At 68.8% G+C, this 25,912-nt stretch carries 26 protein-coding genes and 1 tRNA gene; 9 read left to right on the top strand and 18 right to left on the bottom strand.

All coding sequences use genetic code 11. The features are described from left to right. Positions 1-9: 9 nt before the first annotated feature. Positions 10-516 (top strand): hypothetical protein, encoded by a 507-nt coding sequence (locus tag B2W79_RS11465; RefSeq protein ID WP_071328600.1) that lies wholly within the window; start codon positions 10-12, stop codon positions 514-516. Positions 517-889: 373 nt separating this feature from the next. Here B2W79_RS11465 and B2W79_RS11460 read toward each other — a convergent pair whose 3' ends face one another. Then, a complete protein-coding gene (locus B2W79_RS11460) occupies positions 890-1,084 on the bottom strand; it encodes a hypothetical protein (protein ID WP_292789620.1) in 195 nt (64 codons plus the stop codon). A gap of 127 nt (positions 1,085-1,211) precedes the next feature. Here B2W79_RS11460 and B2W79_RS11455 point away from each other — a divergent pair, with 127 nt between their 5' ends. Then, on the top strand, positions 1,212-2,030 hold the full coding sequence (locus tag B2W79_RS11455) for an ornithine carbamoyltransferase (RefSeq protein ID WP_292789810.1): 819 nt from the start codon (positions 1,212-1,214) through the stop codon (positions 2,028-2,030). A 120-nt stretch (positions 2,031-2,150) separates the two neighbouring features. Here B2W79_RS11455 and B2W79_RS11450 read toward each other — a convergent pair whose 3' ends face one another. Genes B2W79_RS11450 through B2W79_RS11440 form a run of 3 tightly spaced genes read right to left on the bottom strand, consistent with a single transcriptional unit; the run spans position 2,151 to position 5,350 of the window. Further along, positions 2,151-4,508: an excinuclease ABC subunit UvrA gene (locus B2W79_RS11450; protein ID WP_292789618.1), complete on the bottom strand. Its 2,358-nt coding sequence runs from the start codon at positions 4,506-4,508 to the stop codon at positions 2,151-2,153. Between the two features lie 27 nt (positions 4,509-4,535). Then, complete coding sequence (locus tag B2W79_RS11445) at positions 4,536-4,946, bottom strand: VOC family protein (RefSeq protein WP_071328768.1); 411 nt, start codon at positions 4,944-4,946, stop codon at positions 4,536-4,538. 5 nt (positions 4,947-4,951) lie between these two features. After that, complete coding sequence (locus tag B2W79_RS11440; RefSeq protein WP_071328767.1) at positions 4,952-5,350, bottom strand: helix-turn-helix transcriptional regulator; 399 nt, start codon at positions 5,348-5,350, stop codon at positions 4,952-4,954. Positions 5,351-5,530: 180 nt separating this feature from the next. Between B2W79_RS11440 and B2W79_RS11435 the strand changes: the two genes are divergently transcribed. Continuing rightward, on the top strand, positions 5,531-6,118 hold the full coding sequence (locus tag B2W79_RS11435; protein ID WP_025103447.1) for an HdeD family acid-resistance protein: 588 nt from the start codon (positions 5,531-5,533) through the stop codon (positions 6,116-6,118). A 62-nt stretch (positions 6,119-6,180) separates the two neighbouring features. Here the strand turns inward: B2W79_RS11435 and B2W79_RS11430 are convergent, their stop codons facing one another. Beyond that, the gene (locus B2W79_RS11430) at positions 6,181-6,945 is read right to left on the bottom strand and encodes an SDR family oxidoreductase (protein WP_292789614.1); all 765 of its coding nucleotides are present in this window, start codon (positions 6,943-6,945) and stop codon (positions 6,181-6,183) included. A 121-nt stretch (positions 6,946-7,066) separates the two neighbouring features. Here B2W79_RS11430 and B2W79_RS11425 point away from each other — a divergent pair, with 121 nt between their 5' ends. The 4 genes from B2W79_RS11425 (at position 7,067) to B2W79_RS11410 (ending at position 9,751) form a co-directional block, all read left to right on the top strand. Continuing rightward, positions 7,067-7,540 carry an NfeD family protein gene (locus tag B2W79_RS11425; protein ID WP_025103445.1) on the top strand — a complete coding sequence of 158 codons (474 nt, stop codon included), beginning with the start codon at positions 7,067-7,069 and terminating at the stop codon, positions 7,538-7,540. Between the two features lie 8 nt (positions 7,541-7,548). Beyond that, positions 7,549-8,478, top strand: a complete 930-nt coding sequence (locus tag B2W79_RS11420; RefSeq protein WP_071328597.1) for an SPFH domain-containing protein — start codon at positions 7,549-7,551, stop codon at positions 8,476-8,478. Beyond that, a complete protein-coding gene (locus B2W79_RS11415) occupies positions 8,475-9,251 on the top strand; it encodes a glycerophosphodiester phosphodiesterase family protein (protein ID WP_292789612.1) in 777 nt (258 codons plus the stop codon). Before B2W79_RS11420 ends, B2W79_RS11415 begins: the two co-directional genes overlap by 4 nt. Before the next feature lie 116 nt (positions 9,252-9,367). Then, positions 9,368-9,751: an RNA polymerase-binding protein RbpA gene (locus tag B2W79_RS11410; RefSeq protein WP_060921636.1), complete on the top strand. Its 384-nt coding sequence runs from the start codon at positions 9,368-9,370 to the stop codon at positions 9,749-9,751. Here B2W79_RS11410 and lnt read toward each other — a convergent pair. Genes lnt through B2W79_RS11365 form a run of 9 tightly spaced genes read right to left on the bottom strand, consistent with a single transcriptional unit; the run spans position 9,748 to position 19,465 of the window. Continuing rightward, the gene (gene lnt, locus B2W79_RS11405) at positions 9,748-11,271 is read right to left on the bottom strand and encodes an apolipoprotein N-acyltransferase (RefSeq protein WP_292789609.1); all 1,524 of its coding nucleotides are present in this window, start codon (positions 11,269-11,271) and stop codon (positions 9,748-9,750) included. The two genes, B2W79_RS11410 and lnt, sit on opposite strands and share 4 nt — an antisense overlap. Before the next feature lie 11 nt (positions 11,272-11,282). After that, positions 11,283-13,757 (bottom strand): DEAD/DEAH box helicase, encoded by a 2,475-nt coding sequence (locus B2W79_RS11400; protein WP_292789607.1) that lies wholly within the window; start codon positions 13,755-13,757, stop codon positions 11,283-11,285. Beyond that, positions 13,754-14,512 carry a twin-arginine translocase subunit TatC gene (gene tatC / locus B2W79_RS11395; protein ID WP_025103439.1) on the bottom strand — a complete coding sequence of 253 codons (759 nt, stop codon included), beginning with the start codon at positions 14,510-14,512 and terminating at the stop codon, positions 13,754-13,756. The genes B2W79_RS11400 and tatC overlap by 4 nt, the downstream gene beginning before the upstream one ends. 57 nt (positions 14,513-14,569) lie before the next feature. Further along, positions 14,570-14,806 carry a twin-arginine translocase TatA/TatE family subunit gene (gene tatA / locus B2W79_RS11390; protein ID WP_025103438.1) on the bottom strand — a complete coding sequence of 79 codons (237 nt, stop codon included), beginning with the start codon at positions 14,804-14,806 and terminating at the stop codon, positions 14,570-14,572. A 44-nt stretch (positions 14,807-14,850) separates the two neighbouring features. Further along, the gene (locus B2W79_RS11385; protein WP_292789603.1) at positions 14,851-15,834 is read right to left on the bottom strand and encodes a helix-turn-helix transcriptional regulator; all 984 of its coding nucleotides are present in this window, start codon (positions 15,832-15,834) and stop codon (positions 14,851-14,853) included. Then, entirely contained in the window at positions 15,831-16,823 is a 993-nt protein-coding gene (locus B2W79_RS11380; protein WP_292789601.1) for a helix-turn-helix transcriptional regulator, read from the bottom strand. Before B2W79_RS11380 ends, B2W79_RS11385 begins: the two co-directional genes overlap by 4 nt. After that, entirely contained in the window at positions 16,823-17,755 is a 933-nt protein-coding gene (locus tag B2W79_RS11375) for a hypothetical protein (RefSeq protein WP_292789599.1), read from the bottom strand. The genes B2W79_RS11380 and B2W79_RS11375 overlap by 1 nt, the downstream gene beginning before the upstream one ends. Positions 17,756-17,765: 10 nt before the next feature. Then, entirely contained in the window at positions 17,766-18,785 is a 1,020-nt protein-coding gene (locus B2W79_RS11370; protein WP_071328590.1) for a tRNA (adenine-N1)-methyltransferase, read from the bottom strand. Continuing rightward, complete coding sequence (locus tag B2W79_RS11365) at positions 18,782-19,465, bottom strand: HAD family hydrolase (protein ID WP_396654753.1); 684 nt, start codon at positions 19,463-19,465, stop codon at positions 18,782-18,784. The genes B2W79_RS11370 and B2W79_RS11365 overlap by 4 nt, the downstream gene beginning before the upstream one ends. A gap of 88 nt (positions 19,466-19,553) precedes the next feature. On the opposite strand from B2W79_RS11365, the gene B2W79_RS11360 reads away from it, so the two are divergent. After that, positions 19,554-20,402 carry a PAC2 family protein gene (locus B2W79_RS11360; protein ID WP_060922601.1) on the top strand — a complete coding sequence of 283 codons (849 nt, stop codon included), beginning with the start codon at positions 19,554-19,556 and terminating at the stop codon, positions 20,400-20,402. Here the strand turns inward: B2W79_RS11360 and B2W79_RS11355 are convergent, their stop codons facing one another. Both B2W79_RS11355 and B2W79_RS11350 read right to left on the bottom strand, forming a co-directional pair. Beyond that, positions 20,403-21,233, bottom strand: a complete 831-nt coding sequence (locus B2W79_RS11355) for an undecaprenyl-diphosphate phosphatase (protein WP_071328589.1) — start codon at positions 21,231-21,233, stop codon at positions 20,403-20,405. A gap of 47 nt (positions 21,234-21,280) precedes the next feature. Continuing rightward, positions 21,281-22,576: a M20/M25/M40 family metallo-hydrolase gene (locus tag B2W79_RS11350; RefSeq protein ID WP_071328588.1), complete on the bottom strand. Its 1,296-nt coding sequence runs from the start codon at positions 22,574-22,576 to the stop codon at positions 21,281-21,283. Between the two features lie 113 nt (positions 22,577-22,689). On the opposite strand from B2W79_RS11350, the gene B2W79_RS11345 reads away from it, so the two are divergent. Further along, a tRNA-Leu gene (locus B2W79_RS11345) sits at positions 22,690-22,772 on the top strand. Positions 22,773-22,875: 103 nt separating this feature from the next. Here B2W79_RS11345 and B2W79_RS11340 read toward each other — a convergent pair. Further along, complete coding sequence (locus B2W79_RS11340; RefSeq protein WP_071328587.1) at positions 22,876-23,973, bottom strand: VIT1/CCC1 transporter family protein; 1,098 nt, start codon at positions 23,971-23,973, stop codon at positions 22,876-22,878. A 130-nt stretch (positions 23,974-24,103) separates the two neighbouring features. After that, a complete protein-coding gene (locus tag B2W79_RS11335; protein WP_292789593.1) occupies positions 24,104-25,846 on the bottom strand; it encodes a DEAD/DEAH box helicase in 1,743 nt (580 codons plus the stop codon). Between the last annotated feature and the right edge of the window lie 66 nt (positions 25,847-25,912).

The raw sequence follows: 25,912 nt of genomic DNA, 5'->3' as shown, positions 1-25,912 counted from the left end.
GATCGCGACATGACCTCCCCTCGCCGCATCCCGGCAGACCTGCGGAAACGCGGGGGCTTTCGGGGAGCCGACGATTCGACCGCCTCGCTCATCCTTGGCCAGTTCTTCGTCGGTGGCTTCTTCCTGTTCATCGTGGCTTTCTTCCTCGCGCTCGGAGTTGCGGAAGAGTACGACGGGGTGACGTCCTTCACCGGGGCGAGCATCATCGCCGTCGTGCTATCCGTCGTGTCGATCGTCACCGCGCTGGTGATCGGTCTGCCCCTTCGCCTCGTCTCGGCGCTGCGCGCGCGGTGGCTCGCCCACGGCGAGCTCACCGTCGTCGGGGTCGTCGTCGGACTCGGCGCCTGCATCGTGTCGGTCGTGCTGGCGAGCGTTAGCGGGGGAGCGGCACTCGCGTGGTGGGTGTTCGTCATCTCGTGGTCGGTCCTCGCCTTCTCGGTCGCGCATTTCGTCTGGCCACGGCGACGCCGGCGGGGTGGGTTCCGCGCACCCCGAGACGACGACCAGGCCGCGTGAGCACGGGCAGGGAGGGTCAGCATCCGGAGGGCCCGGGAGCACGGGACGCCGATGAGCACGTCCCGACGCACACGCGGCGGGGATTCCTCATCGCTGCCGGAACCGGCGTCGCGGTGACCGGCGTCGGCATCTGGCTCTCCACGAGCTCCGGGGGAGAGGCAGACGTCACCGGACGCCCCGACAACCCCCGAGGACTGTCCGAGTACGAGCCGGTCTACGACCGCGCGGTCACAGGTCTCGAGGTACCGCTCGGTTTCGACGACTGCGCCCACCCCACGGTTCGCGCAGACCGGGGCATCGCGGGCAGCGAACGTCGAACCGTGAGTCCGGTCATCGACCGCTTCATCATCCACCACACCGGCACGACAACGGATCAGTTGGACTTCTTCTCCCGCTGCAACAGGAGATCATCGGCTCCCACCTTCGATCTTCGGCACGACGGCTCGGTCATCGAGACCATCCGCCCGGGAGCGAAGCCGTCGTCCACCGGCGCGGACTGGAACTGGCGGTCCGTGGCGGTGGAGACGCTCGATTTCACCGGAGCCCCGGAGTACACGTCATCACCCACCAGGAGACGTGGTCGGGAACGGAGTGTCCCGGCCCGTTCCTCCAAGCGCGAGTGGAAGACATCGTTGCGCGGGCGCAAGAGATCTTCACGACGTCATGAGGCTGGAGCCGTCCGCGACAACAGGGGAGTGCGCCACCTTCTCTCATTGACCGAACTCACCTGGGACGATCTGAGGGAGATCTTCGCGCGCGCCGCGCGGATCGAAGCGGGAACCCTAGCGAGGAGGGACGGCGCGGCCGCGCTGTTCTTCCCTTCCTCGAGCCTGCGGACGCGTGTCTCGTTCGAACGCGGCGCTGCGGAGATGGGTTTGCAGCCGATCGTCTTCCCTCCGGAGGCGCTCGACACCGTCGAGGACGCGGTTGACATCGTCGGATACCTGTCAGCGTGGGTCGAACTCCTCGTCGTCCGGCATGCCGATCTCCAAGTGCTTCGTGAGCTGGCTGCCCCTGGGATTCTCCCGGTGGTCAACGCGATGACCGACGCGAACCACCCCTGCGAGGTGCTGTCCGATCTCTTCGCGCTCTCGCGCGAGACGGATGTCCGCTCACTCCGAGTCCTCGTAGTGGGACCAGACGGCAACATCGCTCGAGCCTGGGAGGAAGCCCATCGGGCGTTCGGAATCGATGTCGTGCAGGCCTGCCCGGAGAAGGTCCGCACACCCGCGCTGCCGTGGAAGGAGGATCTCAGCGATGCCGTGCAGGAGGCCGACGTGATCATCACAGATGGGCCGGGGGAGCACAGTGCGGCCATGGCGCCCTATCGGATCACTGCGGATCTCCTGGACAGCGCCCCTGACGGTGTTCGTTTCGCGCCGTGCCCGCCGTTCGTCCGCGGGCGTGAGGTTTCGGTCGCTGCCGCCAACCATCCCGCGTTCGTGGGCTACGAGTTCAAACGTCACCTGAAGAGCGTGCAGCAGGCGATCATGGGGTGGGCGTTCGAGGGATGACGGGGAGATGGTCGCGGTAGCGTTCTGTTCTCAAGCTGACATAATGTGCATTATCGGATAATCCGTACCAGGGATCTGCGGGACGAGAGAGGGCGGGAAAGTCGCCACCGTGGCCCTCGGTCATGCGTTGACGTACGCCGCGAGATGTTCGCCCGTCAGCGTCGACCCGTCTGCGACGAGCTCGGCGGGCGTTCCCTCGAACACGATGCGACCGCCGTCATGGCCGGCTCCCGGTCCGACGTCGATGATCCAGTCGGCGTGTGCCATGACGGCCTGATGATGCTCGATCACGACCACCGTCTTGCCAGCATCGACAAGTCGATCCAGCAGACCGAGGATCGTGTCGACGTCGGCGAGATGCAGACCCGTCGTCGGCTCGTCCAGCACGTAGACGTCGCCCTTCTCACCCATCTGGATCGCGAGCTTGATGCGCTGGCGCTCTCCGCCCGACAGAGTCGACAACGGCTGTCCGAGCGACAGGTAGCCGAGCCCCACGTCTTCCAGGCGTCCGAGGATGGCGGCCGCAGCCGGGAGCTTCGCGTCACCCTCGCTGAAGAACACACGGGCTTCAGACACCGGAAGGTCGAGCACCTCGGTGATGTCCTTCCCGCCGAGCTTGTACTCCAGCACCGCCGCCTGGAAGCGCTTACCACCGCAGTCCTCACAGGGTGTCTCGATCGTGTCCATGAACCCGAGCTCGGTGATGATGACACCGGCACCCTTGCACGTAGGACAGGCGCCCTCGGAGTTCGCGCTGAACAGGGCGGGCTTCACGCCGTTCGTCTTCGCGAAGGCCTTGCGGATGGGCTCGAGCAGCCCCGTGTAGGTCGCGGGGTTGCTGCGACGTGAGCCCTTGATGGCGGACTGGTCGATCGCCACCACGCCCTCGCGTCCGGTCACCGAACCGTGGATGAGCGAGCTCTTACCTGAGCCGGCGACACCGGTGACGACGGTCAGGACGCCGGTCGGGACGTCGACGTCCACGTTCTGGAGGTTGTTCGTGGATGCGCCGCGCACCTCGATCGCGCCGGTGCGGTCACGCACGGCGTCCTTGAGCTGTGCACGGTCGTTGAGGTGCTGCCCCGTCAGCGTTCCACTGGCCGTGAGACCCTCGACGCTCCCCTGATAGCAGACCTCTCCCCCGGCGCTTCCGGCACCCGGACCCAGATCCACGACATGGTCGCCGATCATGATGGTCTCCGGCTTGTGCTCGACGACGAGCACCGTGTTCCCCTTGTCGCGAAGGCGGAGCAGCAGGCCGTTCATCCGCTCGATGTCGTGCGGGTGCAGCCCGATCGTCGGCTCGTCGAAGACATACGTGACGTCAGTCAACGAGGAGCCGAGATGGCGCAGCATCTTGATCCGCTGCGCCTCTCCCCCGGACAGCGTGCCCGACGGTCGATCCAGGCTCAGATACCCCAGGCCGAGGGTCACGAAGGCGTCGAGGTTGGCACTCAGCGCCTGGAGCAGCGGCCCGGCTCCCGGGAGATCCAGGCCGCGGACCCACGTGGCGAGATCCGTCACCTGCATGCGGCACGCGTCGGCGATGCTCACGCCGTCGATCTTCGACGACCGTGCGCCCTCGGTGAGCCGGGTGCCGTCGCACTCCGGGCACACCGCGAAGGTGGCAACGCGCTCGACGAACGCGCGGATGTGCGGCTGGAGCGCGTCGAGGTCCTTCGAGAGCATGGACTTCGTGATCTTCGGGATCAGGCCCTCGTAGGTCATGTTGATGCCGGAGATCTTGACCTTCGTGACCTCTCCGTAGAGGAAGAGGTGACGCTGCTTTTCTGTGAACGACGAGATGGGCTTGTCCCCCGGATAGAACCCGGACTGCGAGAACCCCTTCACCATCCAGCCGTCGGCGGTGTACCCGGGCACCATGATCGCGCCCTCGTCGAGGGACTTCGACTCATCGACGATCTGCGACAGGTCGAGGTCGGACACCACTCCCCTGCCCTCGCAGCGCGGGCACATGCCGCCGAGGTAGATCGCGTCCTTCACGATCTTCTTCTCGCCACCCGGCCCGGTCATGACGCCGCTGGCCTTCTGCGTCGGGATGTTGAAGGAGAACGCCGTCGGGCCGCCGATGTAGGGCTGGCCCAGCTTGCTGAACAGGATGCGGAGCATGGCGTTGGCATCCGTCACGGTGCCGACGGTCGACCGCGGGTTCGCGCCGAGACGCTCCTGGTCCACGATGATCGCCGTGGTGAGCCCTTCCAGCACGTCGACGTCGGGCCGCGGCACAGACGGCATGAACCCCTGCACGAACGCGCTGTACGTCTCGTCGATCATCCGACGCGACTCGGCGGCGATCGTGTCGAAGACGAGAGAGCTCTTCCCCGACCCGGAGACTCCGGTGAAGACCGTCAGACGTCGCTTCGGGATGTCGACGCTCACGTCCTTGAGGTTGTTCTCTCGCGCGCCCTGGACGCGGATGAGGTCGTGGGTGTCCGCGGGGTGCTCGGCAGCGGTCATGCGGCGTCCTTCGTGGTGGTGGGGCCGTCAGGCGGCCTGATTGATACGGAGCAGGTTGCCGGCGGGATCGCGGAAGGCGCAGTCGCGGACGCCGTAGGGCTGGTCCATCGGCTCCTGGACGACATCGGCGCCGACAGCGACCAGCCGGTCGAACAGGGCGTCCAGGTCGTCGCTCGCCAGAGTCAGCGCGCCGTAGCTGCCCTTCGCGATGAGCTCCAGGATGGTCTGCCGCTCCGCGTCGGTGATGCCGGGGTCGGTGGCCGGCGGATGGAGCACGATCGAGGTCTCGGGCTGGCCGGCCGGGCCGACCGTGAGCCAGCGCAGGCCGTCGTACCCGACGTCGTTGCGCACCTCGAAGCCGAGGGCGTCGCGATAGAAGCCGAGGGCTGCCTCGGCGTCGGTGTGCGGGAGGAAGGCGTAATGGATGCGGATCTTCATGATGCTCACGTTAGGTGCGCCTCGGGGCGCGGCGCTTCTCGATTCCTGATCGGTCGGGTGACCTGCTTGGCCTGGAACGACGGGATGCCCTCGACGTCGGCGGCGCGTTCACGGTACACGCGGGGTGAGACACCCACCAGTTCCGAGAACCGGGTGCTGAAGGTTCCCAGCGAGGAGCAGCCCACGGCGAAGCACACCTCGGTGACGGTGAGGTCGCCGCGACGCAGCAGTGCCATGGCGCGTTCGATGCGGCGGGTCATCAGATACGAGTACGGGGATTCGCCGTACGTCTCGCGAAACCGCCGGCTGAGATGGCCGGCCGACAGGTGCACGCCCCGCGCCAGAGCCTCGACGTCCAAGGGCTTCGCGTACTCGCGGTCGATGCGGTCGCGGACCTTCCGCATCACGACCAGCTCCCGCAGGCGAGCCTCATCCACCGGTGTCACGTGACGATCCTGCCATGACCCCGGAAGACGCGGAATGACCATCCGCGACGCGCGGAGGCCCTCCTCCCCCGCCTGTCGGAGATCCGGCGCTACCCTGGGGGCATCCTCACAGGATTTTCTCAGAAGGGGTTCACCGCCATGTCTGAAGCACTCGCTGAAACGAAGTCGTTCTTCAAATCCATCCGCGTCGCTCTCGCGGTCTCCGGCGTTCTCGCGCTGCTCGCGGGCATCGCGCTGCTGGTCTGGCCGGTGAAGTCCGCCGTCATCGTGACGGCGATCTTCGCGTCCTACCTGATCGTCGCGGGAGTCGTGTACATCGGCCTCGGCATCTTCTCCCGCGCGAAGGGCGGTTGGTCGCGCGTCGGACACATCGTGCTCGGCCTGCTCTACATCGTCGCCGGCGTCATCGCGTTCTTCAACCTGAACGTCGCCGCCGCCACCCTGGCGCTGGTCGTCGTGATCTTCATCGGCGTGAGCTGGATCGTCGATGGTGTCGTGGCACTCTCGCTGCTCGGCAGCGACGGATCGCGGGTCTGGACGCTGATCTACGCGATCCTCAGCATCATCGCCGGAATCATCGTCCTCTTCTCGCCGGTCATCGCCGGATTCGCGCTCTGGCTGCTCCTGGGCATCTCGCTCGTCGTGCTCGGCATCGTGCAGATCATCCGCGCGATCACGCTCGGCAAGGACGAGAAGGCCTTCACCACGGGTGCTGCCGCCGTCTGATCCGCACACGCGAGACGCCCCGGACCTGCAGCAGCGGGTCCGGGGCGTCTCGCGTCTGACGGCTATTCCGCGGCGAACGCGCTCACGTCGCCGACGAGGCGGGTGTTGTCCGCGGGGATGGGGTCGATCGCGGCCTTGGCAACCTCGGCGGCGAACTCGGACACGTTGTAGAGGCGCCCGGCGGACTCGCGGCGCTCGGCGATGGCACCGGGGTTCGCGCGCTCGAGCAGCGTCGCGGTGATCGTGCCCTCGATCATGTCGCCGGAGACGACCGTGAAGCCGATCCCCTTCTCCGCGAGACCGGGGATGAGCTCCCGCAGCGCGTCCTCACCGGCCCGCTTCGACAGCGCGACGGGCTCGTACTCCGGCATCGTCGGCGTCGTGCGGATGAAGTGCGCCTGGTGGCTGGTGACGAACACGACGCGTGCGCCCTCCGACAGCAGCGGCGTCGCGGCGTCGAGGACGTTGAGTTGCGCGTCGCGGTTGAGCTTCAGGGCGTAGTCCTCGGCCATCCCCGACTCCATGCCGCCCGAGGCGTTCAGGACGAGAACGTCGAGGCGTCCGTACTCGGCGCGGACGGCGTCGAACATCTCGGCCACGGACGCGGGGTCGGTGAGGTCCGCGCCGACGACGAGCGCCCGGCGGCCGAGCTCGCGCAGCTGCGCCGCGAGCTTCTCCGCGCGCGGGGCCTTGTTCCGGTAGTTGATGACGACGTCGGCGCCGGCCTCGGCGAGGTATCGCACGGTGTCGGCGCCGATCCCCCGCGATGAGCCGGTGACGAGGGCCACCTTGCCGTCGAGGGATCCTGCGGGAAGAACGTCGGTCACGGGTGACTCCTCATGGTGCGTGGAACGCCGTGAGCGCACGGCTCTCACAGATTACCAAGGGGCGCAGTGGCGGCCGGTCGGCTGCCGCCGCGCGTGGTACGTTGACGGCAAAGGAGGCCGCATGGACAACTTCTCGACGTTCGTCACGTTCATCGACCACTGGGCATGGATCGGATGGCTGGTCCTCATCGCGGTCTTCCTCGTCATCGAGATGCTCTCCCTCGACTTCACCTTCCTGATGCTGAGCTTCGGCAGCGTGATCGGACTCGTCACCGACTTCGTCGGGCTCCCGGTCTGGATCCAGATCCTCATCGCCGCCTTGGCATCCGCCCTCTTCATCCTCTTCCTGCGGCCGCCGCTCCTGCGGCGCCTGCACCGCGGTGCCGACCCCACACGCTCGAACGTGGAGGCGCTCGTCGACCTGCGGGGCATCGCGCTCAGCGAGATCACGCAGATCTCCGGTCAGGCGAAGCTCGCGAACGGCGACACCTGGACCGCCCGAACGACCACCCCGATGGCGATCCCCGCGGGGGCGCCTGTCGCCGTCAGCGCGATCAACGGCGCGACCGCCATCGTCCGACCCCTCAACGACTAGGAGCACGCGTGGACGACGCATCGATCATCCCGACCGTGATCATCTGGATCCTGGTGATCGCGGTCATCATCTTCGTGATCGTCACGATCGCGCGGGCTATCCGCATCATCCCGCAGGCGACCGCGGGAGTGGTCGAGCGGCTCGGCCGCTATCACAAGACTCTCTCCCCCGGGCTCAACATCCTCGTGCCGTTCATCGACCGCCTGCGGCCGCTGATCGACATGCGCGAACAGGTGGTGTCGTTCCCGCCGCAGCCCGTGATCACCGAGGACAACCTGGTCGTCTCCATCGACACCGTCGTCTACTTCCAGGTGACCGATGCCCGCGCGGCGACCTACGAGATCGCGAACTACCTCGGCGCCGTGGAACAGCTCACCACGACGACTCTCCGTAACGTCGTGGGCGGTCTGAACCTCGAAGAGGCGCTGACGAGCCGTGACAACATCAACGGGCAGCTCCGCGTCGTCCTGGACGAGGCGACCGGCAAATGGGGCATCCGCGTGGGCCGCGTCGAGCTCAAGGCGATCGACCCGCCCGTGTCCATCCAGGACTCCATGGAGAAGCAGATGCGCGCCGAGCGGGACCGCCGTGCCGCGATCCTGACCGCCGAGGGCACGAAGCAGTCCGCGATCCTCGAAGCGGAAGGCCTCCGTCAGGCGGAGATCCTCCGCGCCGAGGGTGACAAGCAGGCCGCCGTCCTCCGCGCCCAGGGTGAGGCGGAGGCGATCCAGAGCGTCTTCTCCGCGATCCACCAGGGCGCGCCGGACGACAAGCTCCTCGCGTACCAGTATCTGCAGATGCTCCCGAAGATCAGCGAGAGCCCGTCCAGCAAGCTCTGGATCATCCCGAGCGAGCTGACCGAGGCGCTCAAGGGCATCGGCACCGCCTTCACCCCGAAGGTCGGACCCGGGTCGACCACTCCCCCCGCGGGCGCGTGACCCACCCGTACTTCGTCAAGGCCGAGCAGCCCCGCATCCTGGCCCATCGGGGTCTCGTGACCGCCGAGGGGCGGGAGTCCGGCGTCTGGGAGAACACCGCGGCCGCCTTCGCCGCGGCGCATGCCGCCGGAGCCGAGTACATCGAGACGGACTGCCAGGTCACCGCGGACGGCGACGTCGTGCTCTTCCACGATCACGACCTGCGCCGTCTGGTTCACGATCCGCGCGCTGTGCACGAGGTCAGGACGCGGGAGCTGAGCGCCCTGTTCGCCGAGCACGGCGGTCTGCTCACGGTGGCCGAGGCGCTCTCCGCCTTCCCGGAGACCCGGTTCAACATCGACGTGAAGACACCGGCCGCCGCGGCGCCGCTGGGCCCCATCCTCGCGGCGCACACCCATCGTGTCCTCGTCACCAGCTTCTCGGATGCCAACCGGCGGGCGACGCTGGAGGCCGTACGGCAGATCGGCACCGGGCTCCGTCCCGCCACCTCCGGCGGTAGTCGGACGATCGCGGCGGTGCGTGCGCTCTCCGCCGTGCGCCTCTCCCCCGCCAGAGCGCTCCGGGAGATCGACGCCCTGCAGATCCCCGAGCGTCATGGGGCGATCCGAGTGCTGACGCCGGCGCTCCTCCGCGCCGCCCACCGGGCCGGCACCGAGGTCCACGTCTGGACCGTGAACGACGCGGACGACATGCGCCGCCTCGTGGACGCCGGCGTGGACGGCATCGTGACCGATCGCGCCGACCTCGCCGTCGCCACGCTCCGGAAGCCCTGAGCCCCCATTATCCTCCGGCGCTGGGATTCCCCTGTGAATACCGCGGAGAACGTCCCGACGTGGATGAAGCGCACAGGCTCGAACGTTATACCTGACAGCGACGAGAGGACCACACAATGGCAGATCGCAGCCTGCGCGGCATCCGACTCGGCGCCCAGAGCCTACAGAGCGAAGAGGGCGTCGTTTTCATGGAGCGCCGTGAGACCACCTACACCTGTGACACCTGCGGACACGACACCACGCTCATGTTCGCTGCCGATGCCGAACCGCCTCAGACCTGGGAGTGCCGTTCCTGCGGTGCGGAAGCCCGCCTGAAGGTCGACGGCGAGGCCGTCACCCTCGAGGCCACCGACGAGAAGGCCGCTCGCACGCACTGGGACATGCTCATGGAGCGTCGCACCCGTGCGGAGCTGGAGGAGCTTCTCGAGGAGCGTCTCGCCTACATCCGAGCCCGGCGCGGTGCCGGGGAGGACCCCACCCGCGAGAAGATCGGCGCCTAGCGCCGACGGGCGCGCCACCACCCGAGACCGAGTGCGCCCAGCCCGCCCCACAGCAGCACCTGCTGCAGCCAGGGGCCCAGGACGATTCCCGCCGTGAGGCCGGAGCGGAGCTCGACATCCTCGAGCATCGCTCCGGCCTCATCCGCGTCCAGGCTCGTGACCGTCCGCCCGTCCGGGAGGATGACCTGGCTCGTGCCGACCGTGGAGATGTTGACGACGCTCCGGCCCGTCTCGATCGCGCGCATCCGCGCGAACGCGAGCTGCTGGAGATTCTCATCGGTGCCGCGGAAGTCGGCGTTGTTCGTCTGGAAGACCAGTACCTCGGCGCCGCCGTAAAGGCCCTCGGTGATGACGTCGTCGTAGATGACGTCGAAGCAGATTGCCAGGCCGACCCGCACATCGTCGACCTCGACGATCGGCGGGTTCGCCCCCGGGGTGTACTCGCGCTGGATCAGTCCGATGAGATCGGGCGCGAGAGCGTTGAAGAACGCGCGATCCGGCACATACTCGCCGAAGGGCACGGGATGACGCTTGTCGTGCTTCTGCGGCGCTGTGCCGTCCGGCAGCCAGAGCATCGAGGTGTTGTAGTAGAGGTTCCCGCGGCCGGTGGCGGCGTTGGCGAGCAGCGGCGCATCGATGCGGTTCGACACCAGAGTCATCCGTCGTGCGATGGCGGAGTTCGCGAAGGGATCCGTGTCGAGGCCGCCTTCCGGCCACACGAGCAGATCGACGTCCTCGCCGTACAGCGGTTCGGTCGCCTCGGTCTGTGCCTGGATCACGGCGAAGGGCTCGCGCTCGTCGAAGTAGCCGGTCGGCCCGTTCCCCTGCACCGCGGCGATCCGCATCGATCCGGACGGCGTCGTCGGGAAGAGCGGCGTGAAGAAGAGGACCAGGACGAGGGCAGCAGGCGCGAGCAGGGCGACCGGTCGCCGCCACAGTTCCAGGCGCACGATCTCGATCACCATCGCGACGAGGAACACCATCAGGAAGCTCAGCCCGCTCACGCCGACCCAGGAGGACAGCGCGGCGAGGGGGCTCTCGGCCTGGCTCATCCCGAGGCGGGCCCAGGGGAAGCCGCCGTACGGCCACCAGCCGAGGAACAGCTCCCGCCCGACCCAGAGCGCAGCGATCACGGCCGGGAGGGTCAGCAGACGCCCTGCGGTGCCCGGCCAGGCGCGGGGCAGCCAGCGGTACGCGAGGGTCAGGGGGATCAGCGCGACGGCCGTGAGGACGCCCTCGACGACGCTCAGGGCGGCCCACGGCAGTGGCCCGAGGTACCGCGAGGTCCAGGACACGAGCACAGCGAAGAACACGATGCCGTAGACCAGCCCCACGAGCAGTGCTCCGCCGGCCCGTCGGCCGATCAGCGCGAGAAGCAGAAGCCCCGTGGCCGGGAAGGCCAGGATCCAGACCGCGGCCTCGGGAAACGCGAGGTCCATGAGCAGCGCAGCCAGTGCGGCCACGGGAACGGCGGCCCACAGGGGCAGGAGGGCGCGTCGACGGACGGAGGTTTCGGTCATGCGGGTGGATCTCACATCGAGGAGTAGGCGACGATGCCACGGCGCACACCATCGAGGGCAGCCCGGGCAGTGCGTGCCAGCGCAGCGTCCTCCGCGACGATGGACAGCTGATCCAGGAGGTCGATGGTCTGCTTCGCCCACCGCACGAAGTCGCCGGCCGCCATGTCGGCATCGATCAGGACACGATCGAGCATCCCGCCGCGCGCCCAGGCGTGCATCGCACCCGCGAGCCCGGCCGCCAGGGGCTCGCTTCCCGGCAACTGGTGGTCCTGCTCCAGGTCGTCGAGCTCAGCCCACAGCGCGGTCGTCTTCTCGTAGGCCGCTCGGAAGGCGCCTCTCGGGAGGCCCCGCTCCCCTGCATTCGCTTCGTCGCGGCGCGGCTCGTACACGAGGCAGCAGGCCATCGCGGCCAGCGACGGCGCATCCAGCCCCTTCCAGAGGCCCTGACGCAGCGATTCGGCCACGAGCAGGTCGCGCTCACCGTAGATCCGCCGCATCGTGCGCCCGGCATCGGTCAGGTGCATTCCATCCTCGCCGCGACGGACGTAGTCCAGCGTCTCCAGCACCTCGACGACACGGTCGAAGACGCGGGCCACCGTGCCGGTCCTGGTCTCGATCTGACGGCGCGTGCGATCGGTCTGGCGCTTGAGCTTCCAGTAGCGCTCGGCCCACCGGGCGTGCTTCTCGCGGTCGGGGCACCGGTGACAGGGGTGGCGCTGCATCCGCGTCCGGAGCGTCTGGATCCGTTTCATCCGCTTGTCCCGAGCAGCGCGCGGGGCCTGGGTGTCCTGCCGGTTCTTCTTCTCGAGGTCGCTCAGCTCGCGGCGGATGGCGGCGTACTCCGGGAAGTCGCCGTGCTCGCACGCCATCGCCGACTGGTAGCCGGCCAGCGACTCCTCGGCCTCCCGCACCTGTCGGGCGAGTCCGACCACCGCGCGGTCCGCCTGGAACTGGGCGAACGACGACTCCAGGATCTGCCGGGCTCTGGTCTGACAGAAGAGATCGATCAGGTTGACGGCCATGTTGTACGTCGGCCGGAAGCTGGAGTTGAGCGGATAGGTCCGCCGAGACGCGAGGGCGGCGACGGCCTGCGGGTCCATGCCCTCGCTCCACTGCACGACCGCATGCCCCTCGACGTCGATGCCGCGACGCCCAGCGCGGCCCGTGAGCTGTGTGTACTCACCGGAGGTGATCGCGACTCGAGCCTCGCCGTTGAACTTCTCCATCTTCTCGAGGACCACCGTCCGCGCCGGCATGTTGATGCCGAGGGCCAGCGTCTCGGTCGCGAAGACGACCTTGAGCAGCTTCCTCTGGAAGAGGTCTTCGACGACCTCCTTGAAGGCGGGCAGGAGGCCGGCATGATGGGCGGCCACGCCCCGTTCGAGGTTGTCCAGCCAGTCCCAGTAGCCGAGCACCCCGAGGTCTTCGTCCTGGAGTGTGCGGGTGCGCTCCTCGACGATGGCCCGGATCTCGGCCCGCTCCTCCGACGAGGTCAGACGGAGACCGGAGCGCCGCACCTGCTGCACCGCCGCGTCGCAGCCCACGCGGCTGAAGATGAAGAAGATGGCGGGAAGAAGGTTCGATCGCGCCAGGAGCTCGACCACATCGGGACGGTCCATGCGCTCGATCCGGCGCGCGTTCGCGGCGCGCACGGGGCGGCGTCCGCCCCGAGGCGGACGAGGGGCCTGGCGCCCGGCGTGCCGGTTGCTTCGGTAGGACTGGGCCTGGCGGTTGCTCTCGTAGGTGGAACCGGTGAACGACCGGATCCGCATGAGCTCTTGATTCACCTGGGCCGTGGCGATGCCGGCACGGTCGTCGAAGAGCGGCAGCAGGTCGTCACGCACGAGCACGTGCTGCTCCAACGGCACCGGACGGATCTCGGAGACGATGACCTCGGTGTCACCGCGAACCGTGTCGAGCCAGTCGCCGAACTCCTCGGCGTTCGACACCGTCGCGCTCAGCGACACCAGGCGCACACGGGGCGGGAGGTGGATGATGACCTCTTCCCACACGGCTCCCCGGAAGCGGTCGGCCAGATAGTGCACCTCGTCCATCACGACGTAGCGCAGGTCGCGCAGCGCCGCGGAGTCGGCATAGATCATGTTCCGCAGGACCTCGGTGGTCATGACCACGATGCGGGCGTTGCCGTTGATGTTGGTGTCGCCCGTCAGCAGACCGACGTCGTCCGCACCGTAGACATCGACGAGTTCGCGGAACTTCTGGTTGGAGAGCGCCTTCATCGGCGTGGTGTAGAAGGCTTTGTCCGTCGCGGTCTGCATCGCCAGGTGGATGGCGAACTCCCCCACGATGGTCTTCCCGGCGCCGGTGGGGGCCGCCACGAGTACGCTGCGACCGTTCTCCAGCGCGTGGCATCCGGCGAGCTGGAACGGGTCGAGCTGGAAGCGCTGGCGCGCCGCGAAAGCTGCCGTCTCCGGATGCGCCGCACTCTCCTGCGCCTGCGCATATCGCTCGGACGGCGAACTCATGTGGCGTCCGGGACGAGTCCAGCGGCGGTGTCCCGCTTGCGCTTGCGTCGGTCGAAGAGGAGCGACAGTCCTGCCGCTGCGAAGAAGAGGACGATGAGGATGCCGGCCAGCATGAGCATGCTCACCACGTCCGCGGCCGGGGTCGCCAGCGCGGCGAAGATCGTCGCGATGAGGATCGCCACCCGCCACCCCTTGAGGATCGCGCGACCCGACATCACCCCGGCGAGGTTGAGCGCCACGAGGAAGACGGGAAGGACGAACGAGATGCCGATGACGATCATCAGCTTGAACACGAAGTCGTAGTACTCCTGGGCGGAGTAGAAGTTGGTGCCGCCCTCCGGGGTGAAGCTCCACATGAGCTCGATGACGTGCGGCATGATCTGCACCCCGAGATAGCAGCCTGCGAAGAACAGCGGCACTGCGGCGACGACGAAGCCGACGGTGTAACGGATCTCCTTGCGGGTGAGGCCGGGCATGATGAAGGCCCAGATCTGCCACAGCCAGACAGGTGCGGAGAGGAACAGGCCGATCGTGAAGGCGATGCGCATACGCATGTCGAACGCGGACGTCACTGTCGCGAAGTTCAAGGCGCTGAAGTCATCACCGCGCTGTTCCGAGATGATACGGATCGGACCGGTGATGAAATGGATGACCGGGTCCGCGATGATGAACGCCACGACCATGCCGACGACCAGAGCGATCGCCGCGTACATGAGGCGCTTGCGCAGTTCGACGAGATGTGCGCCCAGCGACATCCGCCGATCCCGATCCGCCGTCGGCATCACGGTCGGTTCGATGGCTGCCACGGCCGGTCAGGCGCGAGGCGGAGTCTCAGGGTCGGTGCCCGAGTCCTTCACCGTCGTCGGCTCCGCGGGAGCCGACTCGGCACGAACCGCGTCTTCTTCCTTCATGGCCTTCATCTCACCCTTGAAGACGCGGGCCGACTGGCCCATGCTCTTCGCGAGAGCCGGCAGCTTGGCAGCGCCGAAGAGGAGGAGGATAACGGCCAGCACGATGAGCAGGTGCCAGCCTTGCATTCCAGCGAACATATCGACAATCCCGTCGTAGGGGGGCTTTCCGCCCAGTCTACAGATCAAACCTCGGCATCTGGCCGGTGGTAGAGCGCGAGTCCGGCGGCAGCCCACTCCCGGGTTGCGGTCCGCGCGATCCCCGGATCCGTGACCTCCATCGCACCGCCGAAACGGGCCGCGAGCCGTTTGATGCCACGGGGGTCCGCGAGGTGGAGCTGCGTCGTCACCATCCCGTCGCCGATGCGGAGCGTCTCCGTGGGCACGAAACCGCTGAGCAGCGGAGCGAGGCGCTCCGGGACGCGGACGGTGACCTCGCGCTCCTCCTCCAGCCCGGCGAACGCCTCCGGCACCCGGTCGCCGCCGTGCGTGCTGGGGATGTCGGTCAGGGTCGGCGCGCTGACACGATCGAGATGGAACGTGCGCATCGCCTCGCGCATGTGGCACCAGCCCTGCAGGTACCACTGTCCGTTCGTGATGAGGATCTGCACGGGATCCACGGTGCGGGTCATCGGGGCCGCGTCGGGAGCCTGGTAGGTGAACGAGACGGCCACGCCCGTCTGCAGGCCGCGGGAGACGACCTCGCGCACCTCGTCCACCGCGGTCGGGGCGACGATGACGTCGGCCGGGGCGTCAGCGGCCCCCCGCGAGAGCTTGGAGATGAGTCCGGCCACGAGCCCGGAGTCGGATACGGCGGGCACGGCGGCGACCATCTGCAGGCCCGCGAGCAGGGCCGCGGCCTCACGCGCCGTGAAACGCGGCACCCGACGCAGGGCCACGTCGTTCGTGATCTCGATGACGTCCTCGAGGTCGAGGAGGTCCCAGTTGATGTCGAACATCTCCTGCGGCTGCTGCCAGTAGCCCGCCTCGCCGGGAAGGCCGATGACGGTCAGCTTCTCGACCATCGCCCGCATCTCCCGCGGGCTCACCCCGAACTCCTCGGCGGCCTCCGCGAGCGAGACCTGTCCGTGCTCGAGCAGATACGGGACGAGGGTGAGGTAGAGGCGGACGCGTTCTGCGGCGAGAAGAGGCTTGGGAGCGGCGCTCATGCCGACACCTCCGTATCGGTGTGGGCCTCGACCACCGCGCGCAGACGGCTGATCACCGCGTCCCTGAGCGGTGCGGGCTCGACCACGCGGACCTCGGGTCCATAGGAAGCCAGCTCGTCCGCCAGGATGTGCAGATCGACGAAGGGCACATGGATGCCCTGGGCGGCGGGTGTCGCACGCCGGCCCAGGCGCAGTGCCGCTTCGGTACCGGGGGTGACCTCCAGCAGCGCTGAGTTCTCGGCAGCGACACGCTCGAGGCCGCTCAAGGCCCGCTCCCCCGCGCCCTCCCGCAACGCCGCGTCGAACGTGGTCGCACTCACGACGACGTCGCCGACGATGCGGCTGAGCAGGAACGTCCGGTCCTCCTCGATGTCGACGTCTACGCCGTAGACATGCCAGCGCGCTTCATAGTCCACCAACGCGAGCGGACGGATACGCCGGCGCCGGGGCGCGTCCTCTCCCGGCTTCAGATAGTCGAAGGAGACCACCCTGCGGCGTTCGATCGCGTCCTGCAAAGGCGCGAAAGCAGCGTCGCGTGCGGTGATCCGCGGCGCGAAGCCGATGATCGGCTCATCGCCGTCGATACCCAGGGCGCGGATCTTCCGGACGCCCGACTGCGCGTCTCCCGAGACGGACTCCGCACTCCAGACGCTACCGGCGAGGCGGAGCACGGCCAGCTCCGCAGGAGAGAACTCGATGTCTCCCGGCAGGTCGTATTCCGCTTGCGGAATGCGGTATCGGGCCTCCCGCAGGTCGTTCGGGTCGGCGGCGTCACCGATCGTCTCGATCGGGACGCCGAGAGCGCGCAGCTCGTCCTTGTCCCGCTCGAACATCTTCTCCAGAGCATCCGAGCGCGTCCCTGCATCGGCGCGCTGGCGATAGCCGGAGACGTTGTCGAGGATCTGCTGCTTGGTGAGCCCGATCTCCGTCGCCATCAGCGCCACGACGAGGTTCGTCAGGCGCTCTTCGGCAGGGATCCGGGCAGCCATCAGGGTGCGGAGACCGGGGACACGCCGAGGATGTCGACCACGACGGCCATCGCGGCGGAGCTCTCGGTCTTCGGCAGGACGACGAGGACCTGGGAGCCGACCGGCTTGCCCACCAGCGCGTCTGCCACCGGGGCGGCGATCTGGCGGATGCTGTCGGTGGCGGACTGTCCCCACGTGCTCTGCAGGACGGACTTGTCGTCCCAGCTCACCGCGGTGAAGTGGACGAGCGGCGTCTGCTCGTCGGTCAGCTTCTCGCCGTCTCCGCGGATCAGCGTCTGGACGACCTGTTCCTCCGGGGCGGCGCTGTCGGGGATGATGATGCCCGGGGTGCCGTCGTCGGCGCGCACCACGGTCGGCATGCCCTGCGCGTCATTGAACTGCAGCGTGCCTTCGGCCTTCGGGAGGAAGGCGTCGACGATATCGATCACGAACACCGCGATGTCGTCCTCGCCCATGCCGAAGCCACCGAGGTTCGCCTCGCCGAAGTCCTCCGGAGTCAGACCCGCCACGATGCGCGTGCCACCCGTCGCGCACTCCAGGACATCGGCGAGCCCAGGAGACTGCGTGGCCCAGGAGCCGATCGTCGACGGGCGGGTGTCCTCCTCGTCGTACGTCGTCTGGAAGATCTGCTCGCCGGTCGCGCCGTTGTAGATCGAGATCTGCGCGATGAGCGGCTGGGCGTCATCCACGAGCGCACGCCCGTCCCCCGTGACCGCGTCGGCGTAGGACGTCTCCGTGAGACGCACCGGTGCGAAGATCTCCACCTCGGGCTCGGAGCCGACCTCGCCGCTGACCGTGACGGCACTGTCGATGCCGTTGGCGTGTCCGTCGCGATCGCACGTGGCATCGGCGGACGAAGAGGTCACGCTGCATCCCGTCAAGGCGAGCGCGGCGAGGCTGAGGGAGGCCAGAACGGCGGACGTTTTACGCACGCGCTCCAGTCTATTCCGTCGGGTGGTCGGATTCGCGCGATGCCGCCGCCAACCGCGCGCCTTCGGCGGCTTTCCCTGCTTCACGGGCGCGCTTGCGGAGGTTCTTGTCGGTGATCTCGCGATCGCCGACCGCACCCGGTGTCCACAGCTCCACATCCTCGTCGCTGTAGCTGCTCTTCGAAGCGCGACGCTTCACCGACGGAGCCACGGCGCCCGGGGCGAGCCGGCGAGCCGTGAGGAGGAAGCCGGTGTGGGCGACCATCCGGTGATCCGGACGGACGGCCAGTCCCTCGACATGCCAGCCGCGCACCATCGTCTCCGACGCCTCCGGGTCGGTGAACAGCCCGGTACCGCGGATGAACTCGGCGACACGGGAGAGCTGCGTGGCGGTGGCGATGTAGCAGAGCACGACACCGCCGGGGGTCAGCGCCTCCGCGACCGCCTCGATGCACTCCCACGGCGCGAGCATGTCGAGCACCACCCGGTCGACGGTGCCGGGCTCGACTTCCGCGGGCAGCGCGGCGACGAGGTCTCCGACGACGACGCGCCACGAGTCGGGCCGCTCCCCGAAGAAGGTCTCGACGTTCGCCTGCGCCACCTCGGCGAAGTCCTCTCGGCGCTCGAAGGAGAGCAGACGTCCCGTCGAGCCGACGGCCCGCAGGAGCGACAGGGACAGGGCGCCTGACCCGACACCCGCCTCGACGACGGTGGCTCCCGGGAAGATGTCGGCCTGCATGACGATCTGCGCGGCGTCCTTCGGGTAGACGATCGCGGCGCCGCGGGGCATCGACATCGCGAAGTCGCGCAGCAGCGGTCGGAGCGCCAGGTACTCGTGCCCCGAGCTGTTGGCCACGACCGAGCCGTCGGGAAGGCCGATGAGATCACGGTGGCGGAGGACGCCATGGTGGGTGTGCAGCTCGCCGTCTTCGCGGAGCGTGACAGTGTGCAGGCGGCCCTTCGGGCCGGTGAGCTGCACACGATCACCCTCGCGGAAGGGGCCGCTGGGGCGCGGAGCGGTAGGGGTCGTCATCGAGTGGCCTCCGTGATCGCGGCGCGGGAGCCGAAGAGCTCCACGAGGTCGGCCGCGCCCCGGCCGTCGAGGGTCGCCCAGAGCTCGTGAGCGCCCAGGCCGTCGAGCGGGACGATGTGCGGGACGCCGATCGTCAGGGCTCCGGAAGCGAGACCAGCGCGAAGACCGGTCGGCGAGTCCTCGATGACCACGACGTCGGCAATGTCCACATCGAGGAGTGCCGCGGCCTGAAGGTACGGCTCGGGGTGCGGCTTGGGGTTGTCGACGTCGTCTCCGGCGACGACGATGTCGAACGCCTCGAACTCGATCAGCCCGACCACGTCGAGCGCCATCCGGCGCAGCGACATCGTCACCAGTCCGGTCGGGATCCCGGCGGCGCGGAGGTCGCGGAGAAGCTCCTGGGCGCCCGGTCGGAAGGGGACGCCCTGGGTCCGCAGCGACTCCTGCACGGCGGTCGTGAGGTGCGAGACGATCGTCTCGGGAGCCATGTCGACCCCCGCGCCCTGGAGGATGATCGCGCTGTCGATCAGGCCGCTGCCCACGAGCTGCAGGGCGTCCTCATGGGACCAGGTGCCGCCGAACGACTCCACCAGAGCGGTCTCGGCCGCCATCCAGTACGGCTCGGTGTCGACGAGTGTTCCATCCATGTCCCAGAGGACCGCGCGGGGCTTGTTGCTCACTGAACCCATGCTAGCCGGGCCCGCCCACATCCCCTCGACGCGGGCTAGCCTGGGGGGACCAGAACCACGACCTCGAAGGGAGCACGGCATGGACGTTCTCGGTTCGCGCATCATCATCGCCGCCTTCGACGGATGGAACGATGCCGGTGAGGCCGCCACCGGAGCCGTCGGCGCTTTGCAGGCGGCCGGCGGCTACGACCTCGTGCACTCGGTCGATCCGGAACTCTACTTCGACTACCAGTACACCCGTCCTGCGACGCGCCTCGACGCCGAGGGCCGTCGCCAGATGACCTGGCCGGAGGCGGGGCTGTGGCGCCCGCGAGACCCGGGCCCCGGCCCCGAGTTCTGGCTCCTCACCGGCGCCGAGCCCGCTCGCACCTGGCAGGCGTTCGCGTCCGAATTCATCGATGTCGCGCTGCGCGACGACATCACGGGGTTCGTGACCCTCGGCGCGATGCTCTCCGATGTCCCGCACACCCGCCCGATCTCGATCTTCGCGTCGAGCCAGAACGAGCAGGTCCGTGAGGCGCATGCGCTGGAGCGGTCGGTGTACGAGGGCCCGGTCGGCATCCTCACGGTGCTCGAGCACTTCGCCGAGAACGCGGGCATCCCCTCCGTGAGCCTCTGGGCGAGCGTCCCGCACTACGTCGCCTCTGCCGCCCCCTCGCCGAAGGTCACCCTGGCCCTCCTCGACCGCCTCGAGGAGCTGACAGGGGTGGACGTGGACCGCCGGCACCTCCGCACGGAAGCCGCGGCCTGGGAGGCGTCGATCGATGCCGCCGCGTCCGAGGACGAGGATATGGCGGAGTACATCCGACAGCTGGAGCGCACGCGGGACACGTGGGACTCCCCCGACGCGTCCGGGGACGCGATCGCCCAGGCGTTCGAGCGCTACCTGCGTCGCCGCGACGACGGCCGCGGCGACCGCAAGCGCTGATCAGGCGGACGCCGGGATGACGCCCATCGCGAGCAGCACGAGCAGCACGCCGCCGAGCAGGATCCGGTAGATCACGAACGGCAGGAAGCTGCGCTTCGAGATCCAGTTCATGAAGAACGCGATCACGCCCAGCGCGACGACGAAGGCGACACCCGTCGCGGCCACGGTGTCGCCGAGCGAGAAGAAGGACGGCTCGCCCCAGCTCTTGAACAGCTGGTAGAAGCCGCTGCCGAACACGGCCGGGATCGCCAGCAGGAAGGCGTAGCGGGCGGCGGCGGCGCGCTCATAGCCGAGGAAGAGACCCATGGTGATCGTGCCACCGGATCGCGACACACCGGGGATGAGGGCGAGCGCCTGCGCGAGACCGAAGGCGATGCCGTGCGGGTAGGTCAGGTCGTCGAGCTTGCGGCGCTTGGCACCGACGTGATCGGCGATTCCCAGGAGGATGCCGAACACGATGAGCATGATCGCCACGATCCAGAGCGAGCGGAAGACGGTCTCGATCTGGTCCTGGAACAGGAGCCCGAGCAGCACGATGGGGATGCTGCCGATGATGATGAGCCAGCCCATGCGTGCGTCCGGATCATTCCGCGGCACCTTGCCGGAGAGGGACCGGAACCACTGGGAGATGATGCGGACGATGTCCCGCCAGAAGAACACGACGACCGCGGCCTCGGTGCCGATCTGCGTGATGGCGGTGAACGCCGCACCCGGGTCCTCCCCGGAGGGCAGGAACGTCCCGACGACACGCAGATGGGCGCTGGATGAGATCGGCAGGAACTCGGTGAGGCCCTGGACGATTCCCAGGATCAGTGCTTCGAGCAGGTGCATGGAGAGGCCTTCGTCTTTCGGGACGGCACGGAGCGCGTGGAGACCGCTCAGTACGTGCGCAGCAGATCGGCCAGCACCTGCTGACCGAAGACAAGTGAGTCTACGGGCACACGCTCGTCGACTCCGTGGAACATCCCGGTGAAGTCGAGATCGGCGGGCAGACGCAGCGGGGCGAAGCCGTAACCGGTGATGCCGAGAGTAGCCAGCGCCTTGTTGTCCGTTCCGGCCCCCAGGAGGTACGGGATGACCGGTACGCCGGGGTCGTGCCGCCCCAGCGCCGCTACCATCGCGTCGACGAGCTCCCCTGCGAACGGCGTCTCCATGCCGATATCGCGCACCACGGTCTCGATCCGGATGTCGTCGCCCACGATGCGCTGGAGCTCGGAGAGGACGTCATCCTCGGTCCCGGGGATCACCCGGACGTCGATCAGCGCCTCGGCGCGCTCCGGGATGACGTTGTGCTTGTAGCCGGCGGTGAGAGCCGTCGGGTTGGTCGTCGTGCGGAACGTCGATCGCAGGAAGGCCTCGGCCGGACCGGCCGCGGCGGCGAGGGCGTCGGGGTCGTCTGCGCTCCGGCCGCTCAACGCGCTCAAACCCTCGAGCAGCGCCTCCGTGGTCGGCGTGAGCCGGACCGGCCACCGGGTGCGGCCGATGGCGGCGACGGCCTCGGCGAGCTTCGTGACGGCGTTGTCCTCGTGCAGACGGCTGCCGTGTCCCGCCCGACCGGTGGCGACGAGGCGGATCCAGATCAGGGCCTTCTCCCCCACCTGCAGCAGGTACGCCCGACGATCGTCGACCGATATCGAGTAGCCGCCGACCTCGCTGATCGCAGCCGTCGCGCCGGCGAACCACTCCGGCCGGTCCTTCACGACGAGCGCGGAGCCCTCGACCCCGCCGTTCTCCTCGTCGGCGAAGAACGCCAGGACGAGGTCGCGCTCCGGCTGCTCCCCCGCGCGCAGGATGTCGGCCACGGCGGTGAGGATCATCGCGTCCATGTTCTTCATGTCCACCGCGCCACGGCCCCACAGCATGCCGTCCTGCACGGTGCCGGCGAACGGGTCCACCGTCCAGTCCTCGGCGACCGCGGGGACGACGTCCAGATGACCGTGCACGACGAGGGCAGGCTTGGTGCGATCACGGCCGGGGACCCGGGCCATGACGTTCGTCCGCCGCGGGATGGGCTCGTAGTACTCGACCTCGAGCCCCAGCTCCTGCAGGTACGCGCCGACGTACTCGGCGGCCTCCCGCTCCCCCTTCGCGTTGCCGCCGCCGTAGTTGGAGGTGTCGAAGCGGATGAGGTCGCTCGCGACGCGGGCGACCTCCGGCAGGGAGGAATCGGTCATGGACTCAGGCTATCGAAACCGCGTGCCACGCCCGGGCGTCACGCCCGGTTCGAGACGCCTCCGAGAACGTGCTAATCTCATTCTTCGGTCGGCAACGATCAAATCCAACACCTGCGCGGGTGGCGGAATGGTAGACGCGCTAGCTTGAGGTGCTAGTGCCCGATAGGGCGTGGGGGTTCAAGTCCCCCTCCGCGCACAGAGAGCGAAGGCCCCGGATCCACGGATCCGGGGCCTTCGTCGTTCCCGCTGCGGCCACGGTGCTCCGGTGCGGTCCCGCGCGAGGCGGGACCGCACCGCCTTCACACCGCGCCGACGCCGAAGAGCAGACCCAGCGCGTAGGTCACCGCCGCCGCACCGAAGCCGATGGCGAGCTGCCGCAGGGCGCGACGCAGGGGCGGGCCTCCGGAGAGCACGCCGACCATCGCACCGGTGCTGAGCAGCGCGATGCCGACGAGCACGAGCGCGAGCACGATCGCCGCGGTGCCCTCCATGCCGAAGATCCAGGGCAGGACGGGGATGATCGCGCCGGAGGCGAAGAGGAGGAAGCTGGAGATGGCCGCCGTCCAGTCGCTGCCGACGACCTCGTGCGCGTCCCCGCCCTGGACGGCCACCGGCCCCGTGGCGGCCCGGCGGACGCCCTCCTGGGCGGCCTGGACGATACGGCGGGCCCTGGCCAGGGATTCGCCCTGGTCCATCCCTCGGGCGCGGTACACGAGCGCGAGCTCGTTCTCGTCGATGTCGAGGTCGGCCGCGGCCGCCGCGGCGTCCTCGTTCGCCTCGGTGGCGGTGAGGAGCTCCCGCTGCGATCGCACGGACACGAACTCCCCCGCCCCCATCGACAGTGCGCCCGCGAGGAGACCCGCGATGCCGCTGAACAGCACGAAGCCCGAGCTCACGCCGGTGGCGCCGATCCCGAGGACCAGGGCCAGGTTGCTGACGAGGCCGTCGTTCGCACCGAAGACGGCCGCGCGGAAGGAGCCCGAGAGGCGACGACGGCCCCGCGCGGCGAGACCGCGGACGACCTCGTGGTGAACTTTCTCGTCAGCGCGCATGGCCGGGGTGGCCCAGCGCTCGGCGTCATACGGGGAGCGGGCCTCGGCGCTCTGGGCGAGGGCGAGGACGAAGATCGAGCCGAAGCGTCCGGCCATCCACCCCAGGAGGCGGGAGCGGACCCCCGCCCGCGGCAGGCGCGTCGGTTCGCCCCCCAGCAGATCGAGCCAGTGCTTCTCGTGCCGGCGCTCCGCCTCGGCGAGTCCGAGCAGGATCGCCCGCTCCTCCCCCGATCGGCGGGCGGCCAGTCGCTGATAGACGGCGCCCTCCGCCCGTTCCTCGACGAGATAGCGAGCCCAGCGCCGACGGTCGGCGGCCGTGGAATCGGCTGCGGCAGGGGCGGTCATGGAACCTCCAGGTGTCACGGTGCCCGGCGTCCGGGCAACCGTTCCACGCTATCCGCGGGGTGTCGCGCAGGCCGCGTCCTGGCATGGATTGCCAGCATTTCGGGGATCCGAAGCGGCGCCGAGATCGCCCTCAGGAGCGGACGCGTTTGCGCAGCACCTCGATGCGCGACTGGAGCTGCGTCACGGTCGCCTGCGCCACCGCCGGGCCGCCGCAGATGCGACGAAGTTCGGCGTGGACGGCACCGTGCGGCTGGCCGGACTGCCGTGCGTAGAGGCCCACCAGGCTGTTCAGGAGCTGGCGCTGCTCGCGCAGGGTGCGGTGCAGCGGTGCGGGCAGCGTCGTGGTCTGCGTCGGCTCGGCCTGGGCCTCCCGGACCTCGCGATGCCGGGACTGGCGAGCCTGCCGCTGCATGAGGAGCTCGTGCACGTGCTCGGGTTCGAGCAGGCCGGGGAAGCCGATGAACTCCTCCTCCTCGGGCGTGTTCGGCTCGGCGAGCTGACCGAACTCCTTGCCGTCGAACACCATCCGGTCGAAGTGGGCGACGGAGGAGATCGCCTGGTAGCTGAACTCCTGGGTCAGTGCGTCGGAGGCCTCGTCCTCGCGGTTCGCGCTCTCCAGCAGGGAGTCGTCGAGTCCGTCATCGTCCTTGGACTGCCGGTCGAGCGCGTGGTCGCGCTGCTTCTCCATCTCGTTCGCGAGCTTCATCAGCACGGGGACGTGCGGGAGGAAGACGCTCGCCGCCTCTCCGCGACGACGGGCGCGCACGAAGCGGCCGATGGCCTGGGCGAAGAACAGCGGGGTCGACGACGAGGTCGCGTAGACGCCGACCGCGAGCCGCGGCACGTCGACGCCCTCCGAGACCATGCGCACCGCGACCATCCACCGGGCGGTGCCCTCCGAGAACTTCTCGATCCGCTCGGACGCGGTGGCGTCATCGGAGAGCACGATCGTCGGCTGCTCGCGCGTGATGCTGTGCAGGATCTTGGCGTAGGCCCTGGCGACGGTCTGATCCGTGGCCAGCACGAGCCCGCCGGCATCGGGGATGTGGTGCCGGATCTCGGTGAGGCGGCGGTCGGCGGCGGAGAGGACGGCCGGCATCCAGTCACCCTCGGGGTCGAGGGCCGTGCGCCAAGCCTGCGAGGTCACGTCCTTCGTGTTGTCCTGCCCGAGATGGGTCTCGAGCTCGTCGCCGGCGCTCGTCCGCCAGCGCATCTTCCCCGCGTACATGTGGAAGAGCACGGGACGGACGACGCCGTCCGCGAGAGCGCGGCCGTACCCGTAGGCGTAGTCGGTGCTGGAGACCCGGGCTCCGGTCTCGTCCGGGAGGTACTCCACGAACGGGATCGGCGCCGTGTCGCTCCGGAACGGCGTGCCCGAGAGGAGCAGTCGGCGCTTCGCCGGTCCGTAGGCATCGCGGATCGCGTCGCCCCAGCTCAGGGCATCACCGCCGTGGTGCACCTCATCGAGGATCACCAGGGTCTTCGCGTCCTCGGTGAGGTGGCGATGCACCGACGACTTCGCGGCGACCTGCGCATACGTCACCACGACCCCGTGATAGTGCCGCGCCGGAGCCCAATCGCTGTTGCGGAAGCGCGGGTCGAGACGGATGTGGACGCGGGCGGCGGCGTCGGCCCACTGGGTCTTCAGGTGCTCCGTGGGGGCCACGACGATGACCCTGTTCACCTCGCCCATGCGCATCAGCTCGACCGCGAGGGTGAGGGCGAACGTGGTCTTGCCGGCGCCCGGTGTGGCGGCCACGAGGAAGTCACGCTGGTCGGCCTGGAAGTATGCCTCCAGAGCCTCCTGCTGCCATGCCCGCAGCTTGTTCGCCGTTCCCCACGGGGCGCGCTGAGGGAAGGACGGAGAGAGCATCGACTCCACGATAATCGCTCCCACCGACACCGGGGCATCCACCGCGACGCCGCGCGCGTCCCCCCT

It is taken from the genome of Microbacterium sp. UBA7513 (assembly GCF_002478345.1).
GTDB lineage: Bacteria > Actinomycetota > Actinomycetes > Actinomycetales > Microbacteriaceae > Microbacterium.
This window is presented reverse-complemented; position numbering and strand designations above follow the sequence as displayed.

Coding starts and splice junctions, on each gene's coding strand:
- B2W79_RS11355 (WP_071328589.1), bottom strand. CDS start 21,233: ATGCACCTGCTCGAAGCACTGATCCTGGGAATCGTCCAGGGCCTCACC.
- B2W79_RS11360 (WP_060922601.1), top strand. CDS start 19,554: ATGGACGTTCTCGGTTCGCGCATCATCATCGCCGCCTTCGACGGATGG.
- B2W79_RS11335 (WP_292789593.1), bottom strand. CDS start 25,846: ATGCTCTCTCCGTCCTTCCCTCAGCGCGCCCCGTGGGGAACGGCGAAC.
- B2W79_RS11340 (WP_071328587.1), bottom strand. CDS start 23,973: ATGACCGCCCCTGCCGCAGCCGATTCCACGGCCGCCGACCGTCGGCGC.
- B2W79_RS11400 (WP_292789607.1), bottom strand. CDS start 13,757: ATGAGTTCGCCGTCCGAGCGATATGCGCAGGCGCAGGAGAGTGCGGCG.
- B2W79_RS11350 (WP_071328588.1), bottom strand. CDS start 22,576: ATGACCGATTCCTCCCTGCCGGAGGTCGCCCGCGTCGCGAGCGACCTC.
- B2W79_RS11465 (WP_071328600.1), top strand. CDS start 10: ATGACCTCCCCTCGCCGCATCCCGGCAGACCTGCGGAAACGCGGGGGC.
- B2W79_RS11380 (WP_292789601.1), bottom strand. CDS start 16,823: ATGGCTGCCCGGATCCCTGCCGAAGAGCGCCTGACGAACCTCGTCGTG.
- tatC (WP_025103439.1), bottom strand. CDS start 14,512: ATGTCGCTGGGCGCACATCTCGTCGAACTGCGCAAGCGCCTCATGTAC.
- B2W79_RS11445 (WP_071328768.1), bottom strand. CDS start 4,946: ATGAAGATCCGCATCCATTACGCCTTCCTCCCGCACACCGACGCCGAG.
- lnt (WP_292789609.1), bottom strand. CDS start 11,271: ATGACCGAAACCTCCGTCCGTCGACGCGCCCTCCTGCCCCTGTGGGCC.
- B2W79_RS11410 (WP_060921636.1), top strand. CDS start 9,368: ATGGCAGATCGCAGCCTGCGCGGCATCCGACTCGGCGCCCAGAGCCTA.
- B2W79_RS11425 (WP_025103445.1), top strand. CDS start 7,067: ATGGACAACTTCTCGACGTTCGTCACGTTCATCGACCACTGGGCATGG.
- B2W79_RS11370 (WP_071328590.1), bottom strand. CDS start 18,785: ATGACGACCCCTACCGCTCCGCGCCCCAGCGGCCCCTTCCGCGAGGGT.
- B2W79_RS11440 (WP_071328767.1), bottom strand. CDS start 5,350: ATGCGGAAGGTCCGCGACCGCATCGACCGCGAGTACGCGAAGCCCTTG.
- B2W79_RS11435 (WP_025103447.1), top strand. CDS start 5,531: ATGTCTGAAGCACTCGCTGAAACGAAGTCGTTCTTCAAATCCATCCGC.
- B2W79_RS11450 (WP_292789618.1), bottom strand. CDS start 4,508: ATGACCGCTGCCGAGCACCCCGCGGACACCCACGACCTCATCCGCGTC.
- tatA (WP_025103438.1), bottom strand. CDS start 14,806: ATGTTCGCTGGAATGCAAGGCTGGCACCTGCTCATCGTGCTGGCCGTT.
- B2W79_RS11385 (WP_292789603.1), bottom strand. CDS start 15,834: ATGAGCGCCGCTCCCAAGCCTCTTCTCGCCGCAGAACGCGTCCGCCTC.